Below are 14,763 nucleotides of genomic sequence, written 5' to 3'. Positions count from 1 at the left end.
TTATTTTCCCGGATGAAGATTGGCATCCGGCAGGACCTTCCAGCGCTGCCGCGGCTCGCCGGCGGCCGGGTCGCCCAGCTGCAGCTTTGTCCCATCGGTCGATACCTCCAGCGCCTGGCCGTTATGTACGGAGTATACCGTAACGACAGCGTCTTCTTGGTACTCCACTCGCCAGCGCTGGTTGTTGTAGCCGAGGTAGTCGTACAGCTGCAGCCGGCCCTGCCCCGTGTCGAGGTCCAGTGCTTTGCCCGCTTGGGTCCGGATGGACCATGTCCCGTCCCCGTTAGGAACGAAAACCCATACCTGCGGGGAAGCCCCTTCAGGGCCGCCCACCGTTACCGGTTCGCCGTTTTGCGATTCCGCAGCAAACAGTGCAAGGCCGGAGGCCGCGTTCACCAGCGTCGTTTCGGCCAGCTTGGCATCAGCCATCCCGCTCACCGTCACCTGCTGGTAAAACGCCTGCCCGCCGAACACGTTCACGCCGAAGTGCCCCTCAGCAAACGTGCCGTCCTTCACGTCGAAGACTTGCACCCCGTCCACTTCCGCCCGGATCTGCGGCCCCTTCGCCTCAATGCGGACATGGTACGTTTTGCCTGGCTGGATGAACTTGGGGACCTTGGCCAGCACCTGCCTGTCCTCAAACCGCCCGTCTACTTTATAGAAAAGTCGAATGGCCTTCAGGTTCGGATCGAGATTGAAATAATACCCGCTGCGGCCGTCAGCGCTCGCCCGGAACAGGATCGAGCCCGCGCCTCCTGTCTCCCCCAACGTCATGTCGGCTTCCAGGGCAAAATCCCCGGCCTGCTCCTGCGCCATGTAGTTCGCATCGCTTGTATAGCTGCCCCGGATGCCACGTTCGGTCACAACCCACCGCGATGCCGACAGATCCGGCTTCCAGCCCGTCAGGTTCGTGGTAAACGTCCCGTCGGTGACGTTTACCACACAGCGGGCCGAAGCCTTCCCGTTCGGCGACACGGCCGTAATGACGGCCGTTCCCGCCTTATTCGCTCGAAGCACCGCTTTCCCCGGAGATTCCCCCTGATTGGAGGAAGTCACCTGCACGACGCCGGGATTGCTGGACTTCCATACCAGCGGCGGATGGCTTGCTCCAGAGGATTCCAAGTAAGATGCATACAATTTCTCCTCATCACCCTTAGACAATTCCAGCTCTTTCCGATCCAGGATGATCGAGGAGCCCGTCTTCCGCCCTTCACGCCATACATTGTCCAGCGCATGCACCTGCAAGGACGCTAGCTTCACTTTACCTCCCTTGGTATAGAAGCTCATGCCCCGCCGGGCCGGATCCGGAAAAATCAGGTCGGAAAAGACGACCCTGCCGTCATTGCCGAACACTTCCACCGAGGATTCATCCACAAGGATCCGCAGGCGGATGTGGCTGCCGTCCGGCTGGAGCGCGGCCTCATGCCTCGTCTGCAGCAGGCTCGAGTAATCGGTAACGCCGGATGACGAGCGGTCCACGAATAGCTTCTGTTCGGCAGTCTTATACCCGATCATCGTCTTCTGCCCGCCGCCTTCGCGGACCGTAAATCCGAATTCAGCTGCGGCTCCGCTTTGCGGCAGCTCGATGTCGGCTTCGATTTCATAGGCGCCTGCTGAAATTCCTCCAAGCACGTTCGCTGCCGATTCGCTAACCTCACGGTTTTTCACGCTGAACAAGGTGCTGCGCAGCCCGGCAAGCTCCCGGATCGGCGACTGGAACAGCCTGATGCCGTTGTCCGTCGTATGCAGCGTGACCTCCCGCGGTACGGTCATTTGCCCCTTCCAGCCTTCCGTCGGGAAGCTGAACGGGTAATCCCAGTTCGTCATCCAGGCCAGCAGAATCCGCCGCCCGTCCGGCATGCCGGAGAAAGACATTGAGGCATAAAATTCTTTGCCCCAATCCGTCTTCAGCACGGTTCCCGCCGGATTGTCGTTCACGAATTTACCTTCCGGTGTCAGCTCCCCGATAAAATACTCCGCGTCGGAGCCCTGCGTTTTCGGATTCGCGCCGGTGCTGATCATCAGCACCCATTTGCGCCGGTCCGTGCCGTCTACCGGAAGCTGAAACAGGTCCGGGCACTCCCACACCCCGCCGCGTACGTACTCCCCGTATCCGAAATTGTCGGTCAGCGTCCAGTCGATCAAATTGCGGGAGGTAAAAAAACGGATGTGATCGCCGCCGGAGACGACCATCACCCAGCGGCTGTTCGCCTCATCCCGGACGACCTTCGGATCGCGGAAGTCCCAGCCGCCCGGGTCGGCACCGTTTTTGCCGGGATTATCGATCACGACCGGGTGCTCCGCCGAGTACTGCCAGGTCCGTCCCTGATCGGTGCTGTAGGCCAGCCCGATCTTTTGGTTGCCGTTCGGCAGATCCGGCGAAAAGGAAGTATAGTACGCGATCAACCCCATGCCGCCTGAGCTTCCGAACAATCCGGAAGCGTTCGTCGTGTCGGCCACGGCCGAGCCTGACCAGACATGCCCCAGATCGTTCCAGGGCAGGGCGATCGGCAGCTGCTTCCAGTGCAGCAGGTCACGACTGACGGCATGCGCCCACTGTCCTCCATCCTGATGGAATAAATGATATTCCCCTTCAAAATAAACGAGACCGTTCGGGTCGCTTGCCGACCCCCGGATCGGGCTGTAATGGTACTCCGGCCGGTATGTTTCCGTATAGTATTCGGATTCAAGCGTGACATAGGCATCCTGGACGTATGCCGTGCCTTCTCTTACAACCAGTCCGGTATATCCGGCCGAATAACTATCATCCGTCACGTCCACGGCGGCGGGAGCATATCCGTCCACAAACACCTGAATCCTCGGCCCGACGGCCTGGATCTCCAGATGATGCTTGGCGTTTGGCGAATCGGGGTAAACGCGGCTCGAGGCGCCGATGTTGGTTCCGTCCATTTTCCGCAGCAGTACCTGTACCCCGCTTCCTTGATTCCGCAGCACAGCTTCATATCCGGCGGTTCCCTCCGCATTTGTCCGAATCAGCAGTCCCGCGGATGAGGCTTCACTCAGTGTGACATTGCCTTCATAGACGGCGTCCGCAGCAATGTTCTGGTATACCCGTAGCGCGGGTTGTCCGGTCGTTCCCGTTCCTTTAAGCCCTTTGAGAGCGGGCTGCCAGCTTCCGGTTGAAGCGAGCACACCGTCCAGATTGCCGGCAAGGCTTCCGACCTTCACATTCTGAAATACGGCTGAACCGTTCCACACATGAAGCCCAAGATATCCGGAAGCATAAGCGGTATCGACCGCACGGATGACGGGCTGATACTGGCTGCCCCAATACACCTGCAGGCTCGTTCCCTCAGCCTTCACTTTCAGGTGATAGATTTCGCCGACCTTCAGCGGCACCTGACGTTCTTCATGGAGCCCTCCTCCGGCTGCGTTTTTCAAGCGGATGATGCCCGACGACGGCACGATTTGCAGCATGTATGAAGACCAGCCGTCGCTGCTAGAGCGGAAAAGCAGCGAAGCATCGGCCTCGGCGTTTTGGATCATGACATCGGCTTCGTAGATAAAATCGTCCGCCTTCGTGCTGGAGACCGCCATCACGTTCTCCTGCGGATCGGAAGCCAGCTTCAGCCCCTCCGCCGTCTGCTCAAGCTTGCCCTTGCCCTGGACCTGCCAGCCTTCCAGGTTCGTATTGACGCTCGCTGCCATCGTGTCCGCCTCCTTCGTTAATACAGCTGCCACGCCGTTAACTTTAACTTCGGAATCTGCAGGCATCGCCCATCCCCTCCCTTCGTCAGACTCATACAGCAGGATGGACGCACATGCCAAAATTCCCGCCAGGCACGCGGACAGCATCTTTCTTGCTGATCTCATCAACACTCCTCCTTATCATCAGAACAATGTGTAGAAATGACATATAAACGATTGCAAGCTTATACATGAAACAAATCTGTGCATGAAAATAATGTGCATGAAGACAAGCCTGATGCATGAAAAAAAACTTTATTGTAACCGCTTACATTACGCGGCGTTAAACTGGCGTGTTCCTTATAAACAAACAGTGCAATACACCAAATCGACAGTGCAATACACTCAAACCGGATATGAACGATGTCTGAACTGAGCTAGGCTGGACTTAGGTTAGAGAGAAACCGAACAAGGCTGCCGAGTATATTCAAGGCTTGTCCTCGGCTTGTTCTTGGCTTGTCCTTGGCTTGTCCTTGGCTTGTCCTTGGCTTGTCCTTGGCTTGTCCTTAGCTTGTCCTTAGCTTGTCCTTGGCTTTTTCTTGTCCCTGCCTCTCCAAAACCTGTCCAGCATCATCTCAGTTGTTCCTCCCAGCCTAATTCGGCTCAGCACGATATGTATACCTGTACCGTTTGTACCGTCGCCCGCTTTCGGGCAGCCTGCCTGTACTGCGGCTGGCTGCCCCCAAGCGAAGGCGGGCTAGAAACAGGTTTCCCTGCAGGCTCCTATACCTTCTGTCCGGATGCCTCCAGCGCCTGAAACCCTAGCGCAAGTGCGCCGTATAATCCGGCTTGGCCGCCGAGTCCGGGCGGAACGATGTAACCATCGATACCGTCCGTGAGCTCCAAGGCGTCCACGTAGCCGTTCAGGCTCCGCTGAACCTCTTGGCGGATCAGCGGGAAGAGCTGCGGCTGCTGCATGACGCCCCCGCCCAGGATGACCTTCTCCGGCGAGAGCATCAGGACCGCTGTCGTGACCGCCTGGGCGACATAATACGCCTCGAAGATCCAGGCCGCGTGATCCGCGGCAAGCTGCGGCCCCTTCACTCCCCACCGCGCTTCCAGCGCCGGCCCGGCGGCCATCCCCTCCAGGCAGTCCCCGTGATACGGGCACGCGCCCGGGAAGCCGTCCTCCGGATGACGGCGGACCGGAATATGCCCCCCTTCCGGATGGACGAGCCCGTGAACGGGCCGGCCGCCAGCATACACGCCGACACCGACGCCGGTGCCGATCGTGAAGTACGCGCAGCTGCCCAGCCCGCGGGCCGCTCCCCACAGCGCCTCGCCGCAGGCGGCGGCATTCACGTCCGTGTCCCAGCCATAGGGGACGTCGAAGTGCCGCTTCAGCTCCGCGAGCAAGGGATAATGCGCCCAGCCCGGCTTAGGGGTGGTCGTCATGCTTCCATACCCGGGGCTGCCGGGGTGAAGGTCGATCGGGCCAAACGATCCGATCCCGATCGCTTCCGGCCGGCGATCCTTGAAATAAGCGATGACCCGGGGCATCGTTTCTTCAGGCCGTCCCGTCGGAAAGCTGATACTTTCGCTGATTTGCCCGTGTTCGTTTCCGATGCCGCAGACGAATTTCGTTCCGCCCGCTTCAATGGCTCCGATGCGCATGATGATGTGCCTCTCTTTTCAAATTTTATCGGTCGATGGATTAGGGTTCTCCATTGGATCAAGGCTCGTATTTATAAGGTTGTTATTTAAATAGAAAGATCGTAAATGTCGAGCGATTCAACGAGCGCCTTCTCATCGTCTACCTTTAGGGACAATCCGGTGGATGCCTGATCCGGATAGATCAGGTCGGTGAGAACCACACGGCCGCCGCCCGCGAACACCTCCACCGAAGACCGGTCGATCAGGATTCGCAGTTCCACCGTTCCGTCCGCCGCATCGAGAGCTGCCGCATGCCTGCCGGCAAACAGCGGATGAAAGTCCGCCGAGCCCGCCCGGGTCCGGTCTATATAAACTTCGCCCGCCCCACCACTGTAACCGATCACCGTCTCCTGACCTCGGCCAGCCCGTACCTTCATCTCCAGCGATTGGCCGGATCCTAGGCGGATCCGAATCTCTCCGCTCTCCAGCTGTAAATCGGCCAGCTGCGCGGAGGCCTGAGCAGCCGTTACCTGCTTCAGGGACAGAAGCTCCTTGCGGTATCCCTCCAATTCCCGGGCGGGCTGCTGGATCAGCTCGGCCGAACCTTGGCGCAGCTCCAGCTTGAGCTCCCGCGGCACGGTCATCGCGCCCCGCCACACGCCGGTCGGCGTCTGATTGGCATATTTCCAGTTGCTCATCCAGCCGACGAACAGGCGCCTGCCGTCCTCGGCCGGCACGTCCGACCAGCTGACGCCGGCGTAGTTGTCCCGGCCGTAATCGATCCATCTCACACGGGTCTGCGATACGGCATCCGGCGTAAAGCGTTCCCCGTCGAAGTCCCCGGTAAAATATTGCGTGCGCGACCCCTCCGCCAACTCCGAATGATCGCCGATGCTGACGAGCATCACCCACTTCGTCTGGCCCGGGTCCCCGTCCATCGGCAGCGGAAACAGGTCGGGACACTCCCACACGCCGTCATGGCTGCCGATGCCTTCCCCGAATTCGCTGGACAGCGTCCAGTCGATCAGATTCGGCGAACGGTACAGACAGACGGTCTGGCCGCAGGCAACAATCATCACCCACTGTGAGGAAGCCTCATGCCAGAATACTTTCGGATCGCGGAAGTCCACGAAGGTGTCATGCGACAGCACCGGGTTGCCGGCATACTTCGTCCAGGTCCGTCCCGCATCCGTGCTGTATGCCAGGCTCTGGCGCTGCACCGGCGCTCCGCCCTCCGGTCCTTCGGCATGCTGCGTAAAAATGGCGACAAGCCCCGGCTCCCCGCCGAAAAAGCCGGTCGTGTTGTTCCAGTCGACCACGGCGCTGCCGGAGAAAATCGTGCCAAACTCGTCCGGCGCCAAGGCGATCGGGAGCTCTTCCCAGACGACCAGGTCCCGGCTGACCGCGTGTCCCCAATGCATCGGTCCCCAGGTGTTCCCGAAGGGATGATGCTGGTAAAACAGGTGGTATTCCCCCTGGAAATAAACCATTCCGTTGGGGTCGTTCATCCAGTGTTCTTTCGGGGAAAAGTGATACGCCCCGCGGTAGTTGTGCGATATGAATGTGGACATCAGCTGTGCTCCTTTGAATTACATGTTTTATTTGCAGCGGACCCGGCCGCATCTTTGCCCAAAGGCATCTGGCGGCCGCATCCGGATTCTGCACTGCTAACGTTTATGCGCCAAGCAAGTGCGGATATGTTGTTTTTGATTTTTTAATCAACCTTTATTGCGCGCTGCGGTCATACCCCGCCTGCTTGATCTTCAGCCAATCCTGGAGCCCCAACCGGTTCAGCTCTTTGAGGTAGGCGTCCCACTCCTGATCGACTTTGCCGTTCTGGTACCATTCGGTGCGCTTCCGCTCGAGGTAGGCAAACATGTCGGTCTGGATGGTGGACAGCCGGTCCAGCTCATCGATGGAGAAGAAGACGTTCGGATACGTATTTTTCGCCTTCATGTGCGGCACCATCACGTCCTTCAGCAGCTTAAGGCGCCATGCCGCGTCGTCCGGCATCGTCGTGTATTTGCCATAGTACTCGTCGAGGATAGCCAGCGGACCGGCGATGCTCGTCTTTTGCCGGAGCTCCACAGGGGCTGTGCCTTCCAGCGGCAGATGCTTCAGCATGCCCTTGGCTTCGTCGAATTCGAAAATGTTCTGCTGCGTCTGATCCCCGTACGTCCCCCAGTTATCCTGGACGGACTGCAGCGGATCGTAGAGCTGATCGACCCATTTGGCCGTCTCCTCCAAATGTTTGTTGCTGCTCGTGATGACCATGCGCCCGCGGTCCAGCCCGATGCCGTTCGTGCGGGTCACGTTGACTTCGCCGCTTGGTCCTGCCAGCGGAGGCATCACGTCATACGTATCGTTCATGCCGGTGATGTTGGCCTTATCCCATGTAAAATACAGTCCGTACCGGTTATCCTTGCCTTTCGCCAAATAGGTGTTCCAGTCCTGCTGGAAGGATTCAATATCGATCAAGCCTTCCTGGTACAGTTCGTGAACGTACTTGATCGCTTCCTTATAACCTTCCTCCGCTGCAGTAAAGACAACCTTGCCGTCATCGGTTACGACGGTGTGGTCCCAGTTCTCTCCAAGCCCGAAAGAACCGAACAGGAAGGCCAGGTCTTCCCCGCCCGGCTTGTTGATAAAGGAGAGCGGAATTTCGTCCGCCTTGCCATTGCCGTTCGGGTCCTGCGTTTTGAAGGCGATCAGCACCTTCTTCAGCTCCTCGGTGGTCTTCGGCATGGACAGCCCCAGCTTTTTCAGCCACTCCACGTTGATCCACGGCAGGTCGTCCACGGACTGAATCCGTTCTTTGCCGGAACCCAGCTCTTCAATCCAGGGGAAAGAATAGATGTGGCCGTCAGGCGCGGTAATCATCTTTTTATATTCCGGCGCCTGCTCCAGCACCTTTTTGAAGTTCGGCATATGCTGCTCGATCAGATCGTCGAGGGGAATGATCACCCCGTCCTTGGCCAGCTTCAGCAGATCATAATCGCCATACCCGGCGTCAAAGATCGCATCCGGCAGATCGCCGCTCGCCACGGCCAGGTTTCTTTTCTCCGCAAAAACGTCGTTCGTGTAATTTTTCCAATTGATATGAATGCCGGTCTTCTCTTCCAGCCGCTTATTGATGAGCTTGTCGTTCGGGTCCGCGGGTGCCAGCGGCGAGCTCTGCGTCAGAAAATTGAGGGTGACTTTCCCGTCAGGCGACTCCTTGGCGTCTCCGCCGCTTCCTCCGCAGCCGGACAGCAGCAGCAGCGCCGCGAGCGCTGAAACGGATGCCGTCATGGCAGCAGCCTTGCGATTTCTCTTTTTGTTCATCGTTATGACCTCCAAAGGATTAAAATGGATCAGTGCCATGTATGTTCAGGCCGTCCCTATTTCAGGGAACCGACCATCACACCTTTTTCGAAATACTTTTGGAAAAACGGATACATTACGAGCAGCGGCAGACTGGAAATGACGATCGCCGAGTATTTGATCATTTCCGAGAGGCGCTTGAGCTCGTTCATCGCCAGCTGGTCGCTGATCATGCCCGGCGCCGCCTGGTTCTGGATCAGGATCGAGCGCAGCACGAGCTGCAGCGGGTGAAGCTTCGCATCCTCCAGATAAATCATCGCGTCGAAATAGGAATTCCACTGCCCGACAAAAGCATAGAGAGCCAGCACAAAAATAATCGGTTTGGAAAGCGGCAGCACGATCCGAAAAAAAATGCCCGCCTCCGTCGCGCCGTCGACGTTGGCCGCCTCCCTCAGCTCATTCGGCACGCCTTTGAAAAAGGTCCGGGACAGGATGATGTTCCAGACATTGACCGCACCCGGAATGATGATGGCCCACACCGTATCCAGCATGCCAAGCTGCTTGACCAGCAGATATGTAGGAATCAGGCCCCCGCCGAAAAACATCGTGATCACAAACAGCGTCATAAAAATTTTCCGGCCCGCCAGCCGCGAATCAGACAAGGCATAGCCTGCGCATACCGATACAGTCACGGTAACGAGGGCAAATGCAGCGGAGTAAAATACGGAATTGCCGAAGCCCCGCAGCATAGCCGGGTTGGACAATATTTTCCGGTAGCCCTCCAGGCTCCAGTCCGAGATGCGAAACGACAGGCCCTGATTCAGCAGCACGGTCGGATCCATAAATGACGCCACCACGACGTAAACGAGCGGCACGACGATCAGCAGCACCGCCACCGTCAGGAACAGGCCGTTCAGAATCAGCAGAAACCGGTCGAACGGCGATTGTTTAACAGCCATAGTTGATAAGCTCCTTCCTAATAAAGTCCTTCGCCCTCATTAAGCTTCTTGACGATAAAGTTGACCGTGAGCAGCAGCACGACGTTGATCACTGAGTTGAACAGGCCGACCGCCGCGGAATACGCATAGTCGCCGGACTGCAAACCGACCTTGTACACATAGGTGGCGATGATCTCGGAAGCCGGAAGGTTCATCGAGGTCTGCATCAGGTACGCTTTTTCAAACCCGATCGACATGATGCCTCCCGCCGCCAAAATGAACACGATGGCCATGATCGGCCGGATCGTCGGCAGGTCGATGTGGCGGATGCGCTGGAGCAGGTTCGCCCCGTCCAGGCTTGCCGCATTGTGCAGCTCCGGGTCGACGTTCGCCAGAGCAGCCACGTAAATGATCGATGCCCAGCCGGCGCCCTGCCAGATGTCGGAGAGGATGTAGATCCAGCGGAAATATTTCGGCTCGGACATAAACATCAGCGGCTCTCCCGTGATCCATGTCAGCAGATGGTTGACCGGTCCCGTCGGGGACAAAAAGATGAACAGCATACCCACGATGACAACCGCCGAAATGAAGTTCGGCGCGTACAGAAACAGCTGAACGTTCTTCTTCACGCCCGCCCTCCGGACCTGATTGAGCATGAGCGCCAGCAGGATCGGCACGGGAAAGCTGAAAATCAGTCCGAAGAAACTGAGTTTAAGCGTATTCATAAATATGACGTCGAAATTAGGCGAGGAGAGAAACTTCTCAAAATGCTTCAGTCCTACCCATTCGCTGCCCATGATGCCCTTGATCGGGCTGAAATCCTTAAAGGCGATAATCGCCCCGTACATCGGGACATATTTGAAAATCAGGGTCAGAATAAGCGCCGGAGCCAACAGCACGTACAGAAAATAATGCTTTCTGACCGTCTGCAGCACCCGCCCCGCAGAGCTCTTCCTCCTCACTGCCGCCGCCCTTGGATCCACTTCTACCGTATTTTCCAAAACCGTGACCTCCGTTCTTTGCGCAAAAAGTTTACATGCAGCTCACCGAAAGGGCTTACATCTGCACCTTTAAGGTGCCGCTGCTTTTACAATTTAGCAGACGATGTAATCTTCGTCAATAACTTTTGTAAATATTTATTTGTGCAATTGACCAATGTAATTTGTTCATAGAGGTTCATTGTTTTGTTGAAATGTCACTTTTTCAGTCAGTTCAGAGACCAACTGTGTCTTTCCAAAGCGTGGTCTGTCGATTCCGATTCCGATGTGTGCATAAAAATTGCCTATGTAAAGTCATCCACTTCAGTCGCATGTCATTTTGCACAGCGAAAGCATTATATATTTGTGCATTTGTAAAGTTAACATTGCTATTTGAAGCAATCTGGTATACATTGGTCATAGGATACCTGAGATCGAATGCATGCAGGTTTATGAGAGGAACTTCCTTCCGTATTAATAATCGTTAGAGGTGAACATCGAATACATGGGGAAAGAGAAAGTCACCATTCAGGATATCGCCGATGCGCTGGGCATTTCCCGGAACACGGCGTCCAAAGCGCTGAACGGCAGCGACAGCATACCGGGCGAGACCCGCAACCGGGTCATCAAGAAAGCGATCGAGCTGAAGTACAAGCAGTTTGCTTACATGGAAACCGAAAGCCTGATGCCGAAAAACCCCGGCAATATCGCCCTGCTGACGCAAAACATGCCTAGCATGTCGCATTTCGGGGCCAAGCTGATCAGCGGACTGGAGAAACGCATCAGCGGCGAAGGGTACAATTTATCCATTCATATCGTAAGGGACATCGAGCGAAGCTCCCTCCAGCTTCCGAACAATTTTGAAGCGTCCAAGGTGGACGGCATCATCTGCATCGAACTGTTCGACATGGCATACAGCAAGCTCATCACGAGTCTGGGGCTCCCAACCATATTCATCGACTGTGCGGCAGACATGTCTTATCCCGACCTTGAAGCCGACCTGCTACTGATGGAAAACGAACACAGCACCTATTTTATGACCAAACGGCTTATCGATGACGGCTGCGGCTCGCTCGGTTTTATCGGCGACTACAATCACTGCAAAAGCTTCAACGAGCGCTGGGCCGGCTTTAACCGGGCCCTTGTAGAAGCGGGAATTCCGCTGGACCGCAGCCAGTGCGTTCTGGAACCGGACCGCGAATTTTTCTCGGAGTCCGACTGGATGGAGCAGCGGCTGGACAAGATGCCAGACACGCCATCAGGCTTTGTATGCGCAAATGACTTTATCGCGGTCAACGTGATGAAGGCTTTGAAGAACCGTCAGATCGCCATTCCGGAGGACATCGTCGTGGCCGGATTCGACGACGCGCCCGAGTCGCGCATTGTCGAGCCTCGTTTGACGACTGTGCACATCTATAGTGACGAGATGGGCATTACCGCCGCCAGTATGCTGCTCTCCCGCATCAAGGAGCCGGAGCAGCCTTACCAGGTCACGCATATCCAGACCAAGCCGCTGTTCCGGGAGTCGACGCAAGCCGCCCAATAATCCAGGCTCCAGGCAGCATGGCATAAGAACGAGCCAAGAGAGCAGTCTGTTTCTCCTGAATGCCGCTATCGAAGAACCAATCCGGTTACATCATACGAATATCCGCAGTCCGGCGCTTTGCAGTACAGCAGCCGGGCTTTTTTTCGGTGAAAGCCATTCATTTGATCCTATCGGCAGCTGGGCTATCCAAAGACCGCACAAAAGAACAGGCCGAACGGGCTCGATTGAGATAACGTAACAGGTGAAGGATTTTTTCAAACATGATTCATGAAAAGGAGACTCAGAGATGGTAAATGAAACGAAACCTTTTTGGTTTAAGCGGCTGCCGGTCCTTGCATCGCATCCTACGGTATGGGCTTCCCATATCGCCCAGCACTGGAGTATGGAGGCGTTCCGTCCCCAGAACCCCATGGATCCCGAGAAAGTGCGGCTTGCTCTCAGCGATTTCATGCCCGAACTGCTCCCCGAATACGAGGCCTTGCTGTCCGTTTCACCAGAACGTCCCGGTGAAGCTCAGCTGCTTGCTATGTATAACCTCCCTCCCTTCTTCTCCGGCTGCAGCAACTCGATATCCCACCGATTAGGCCATCATACTTTAATCCGAAATTACGACTTCAGCTTGGCCGGGTTCAGCGGCGTATTCCGTTACGAGCCATTGCCTGATGGAGGGTGGATCATGGGTTCCGCCGAAGGCGGCTGGGGCTATCTCGATGGCCTGAACCATCACGGTCTCGCAGCGGCTATCACGTTTGGCGGGGACTTCACGGTAGGTAACGGGTTCAGCATTCCGCTCATTGTCCGCTACCTCTTGGCCACTTCGGCAACGGTTCCTGAGGCAGTGGAACGGCTGTACTCGATCCCCCACCGGCTTGTTCAAAACATCTCGCTCTTGGATCGAGAAGGCCGTTTCAGCGTCGTCTACACCTCGCCGGAAGGCGTGAGCGCAGCTGACGGTCTCATTTGCTGCACGAATCATCAGAGACGAGTTCAAGATTCCGCGCACGACGAACACCGGACCGTGGAGCGGTTCGACCATCTTCTCAGAATGGGCGGTGCCGTATCGCCTCAGGATTTTCATAAAGAGCCGTTGTATCATCGCAAGTTTTCGAATCATTTCGGCACGCTTTATACGGTCGAAATCGATCCTGTAACGGAAACGGTTCATTATCACTGGCCTGAAGGACAGCAGCTTTTCGCCACGCCGGCGTCGCCAGAGGCTGAGATTAACATTCTATTGTCCGAGAATTAGGCGGGTAGGATATAGCATTTCTCTCAGGGAGGTATAAAAGCGAAACTAAATAGCCAGTCGCCGATTCATTATCGACGACTGGCTGCTTAAACGTGCAAGGTGTTTTGATCCCTGCCTTATAAACGGGGCCATTCCCCTTGTACGGTTGCTTTTTTTGAGAAATCCAGCAGCGATCTTCCGGATGATACCAAACTTGTTATCTCGCTTCTTTTTTCTCCGTTAAGAAGTAGAGCAAAGCCAGCACCGGAAAAAGAACGCCAAGCCATATGGCCGCTTCCCATCCGCCTTGTGCATACGCCCATCCGCCTACTGCGGAACCAATAGCCCCGCCGGCGAAAAAGATAGCCATGAACAAGCCGTTCAGCCGGCTGCGAAGCTCTGCACCCAGTGCGAAAATGGAGCGCTGCCCGAGCACCAGATTGGCGGAAACGGCCATATCCAATACAATGGCGGCCACGACCAGGCTAATGATCGATAGCAGGGAACCGCCATGGATCACAATAGGCAGGAGCATGGAAACGACAGCGAGTCCAAGGGCAATCCCTGTACCGGGGCGGATCCACCCTTTATCGGCAAGACGGCCGGCAACCGGCGCAGCCGCCGCTCCGGCTACCCCTACCAAGGCGAACAGGGCGACCCCTGTCTGGGAAAAATGAAATGCCGGGCTGACCAGCAGCATAGGAACCGTTGTCCAAAACAGGCTGAACGAAGCAAACAGAAACGCGTGGTAAAGAGCTCTGCGCCGCAAAATCGGCGTCGTCTTCAGCAGCTTCAGCATCGACGACAGGATCTCCGGGTAGCTGATGGATGTTTGCGGACGTCTTGCCGGAAGCGCCTTGGCCAGCACCAGCGCAAGCACCAGAATCAGAACGGCGGACAGAATAAAGATGGCGTGCCATCCAAGGAAGTCTTCCACCAAGCTGGCAGCCGGACGGGCGAGCATGATGCCAAGGAGCAGGCCGCTCATGACATTCCCTACATTGCGTCCCCGCGTTTCCTCAGGTGACAGATGAGCTGCGTACGGAACCAGGATCTGGGCGGCAACGGACCCTACGCCGATAAACAGCGATGAAGCAAGAAACAAAGCCGCGTTACGGACTTCAGCAGCGATGAGAAGCACGACCACGTTAAAGATCAGCAGGGTGACCACAAGCTTACGGTTTTCGAGCAAATCTCCTAAGGGAACGATCAATAACAGGCCGATTCCGTAACCGATTTGAGTTAAGGTGACGATCAATCCCGCCGCCCCGGAGGATAATCCCAGAGCTGAGCTGATCGATCCTACGAGAGGCTGCGCATAATACAAGTTGGCAGCGATGATGCCACATGCGACGGCGAGGATCAGGTTGATCCAGGATGAAACGGCAGCGGCGTGAGGCTTTTCTTTTGCGATGGTACTCATAACATTTCTCCTTTGTTTGTAAGGCATCCCTTTTTCGGAACAATCGT

General features: G+C 56.3%; 9 protein-coding genes. 2 read left to right on the top strand and 7 right to left on the bottom strand.

Going from position 1 to position 14,763, the window contains the following annotated elements:
- From IAE55_RS20170 to IAE55_RS20145, 6 genes are all read right to left on the bottom strand, one after another.
- Positions 1–3,834 carry a GH32 C-terminal domain-containing protein gene (locus IAE55_RS20170; protein WP_442793342.1) on the bottom strand — a complete coding sequence of 1,278 codons (3,834 nt, stop codon included), beginning with the start codon at positions 3,832–3,834 and terminating at the stop codon, positions 1–3.
- Between the two features lie 597 nt (positions 3,835–4,431).
- On the bottom strand, positions 4,432–5,322 hold the full coding sequence (locus tag IAE55_RS20165) for an ROK family protein (protein ID WP_200633704.1): 891 nt from the start codon (positions 5,320–5,322) through the stop codon (positions 4,432–4,434).
- Between the two features lie 86 nt (positions 5,323–5,408).
- Positions 5,409–6,872, bottom strand: a complete 1,464-nt coding sequence (locus IAE55_RS20160; protein ID WP_200633703.1) for a glycoside hydrolase family 32 protein — start codon at positions 6,870–6,872, stop codon at positions 5,409–5,411.
- A 154-nt stretch (positions 6,873–7,026) separates the two neighbouring features.
- Positions 7,027–8,625, bottom strand: coding sequence for an ABC transporter substrate-binding protein (locus IAE55_RS20155; protein WP_105443787.1), 1,599 nt, complete (start codon positions 8,623–8,625; stop codon positions 7,027–7,029).
- A 56-nt stretch (positions 8,626–8,681) separates the two neighbouring features.
- Positions 8,682–9,563: a carbohydrate ABC transporter permease gene (locus IAE55_RS20150; RefSeq protein ID WP_200633702.1), complete on the bottom strand. Its 882-nt coding sequence runs from the start codon at positions 9,561–9,563 to the stop codon at positions 8,682–8,684.
- Positions 9,564–9,580: 17 nt separating this feature from the next.
- Positions 9,581–10,504: an ABC transporter permease gene (locus IAE55_RS20145; RefSeq protein WP_116231782.1), complete on the bottom strand. Its 924-nt coding sequence runs from the start codon at positions 10,502–10,504 to the stop codon at positions 9,581–9,583.
- Positions 10,505–11,024: 520 nt separating this feature from the next.
- Here IAE55_RS20145 and IAE55_RS20140 point away from each other — a divergent pair.
- A complete protein-coding gene (locus tag IAE55_RS20140) occupies positions 11,025–12,065 on the top strand; it encodes a LacI family DNA-binding transcriptional regulator (protein WP_200633701.1) in 1,041 nt (346 codons plus the stop codon).
- A gap of 286 nt (positions 12,066–12,351) precedes the next feature.
- Positions 12,352–13,314: a C45 family peptidase gene (locus tag IAE55_RS20135; RefSeq protein WP_145156618.1), complete on the top strand. Its 963-nt coding sequence runs from the start codon at positions 12,352–12,354 to the stop codon at positions 13,312–13,314.
- 196 nt (positions 13,315–13,510) lie between these two features.
- Here the strand turns inward: IAE55_RS20135 and IAE55_RS20130 are convergent, their stop codons facing one another.
- Positions 13,511–14,716: an MFS transporter gene (locus IAE55_RS20130; protein WP_200633700.1), complete on the bottom strand. Its 1,206-nt coding sequence runs from the start codon at positions 14,714–14,716 to the stop codon at positions 13,511–13,513.
- Positions 14,717–14,763 lie beyond the last annotated feature (47 nt).

Origin of the sequence: Paenibacillus sp. S28 (assembly GCF_016624415.1) — a bacterium.
Classification (GTDB): domain Bacteria; phylum Bacillota; class Bacilli; order Paenibacillales; family Paenibacillaceae; genus Paenibacillus_AQ; species Paenibacillus_AQ favisporus.
Note: the sequence above shows the minus strand (reverse complement) of the source record. Positions and strands in the feature narration are given on the sequence as shown.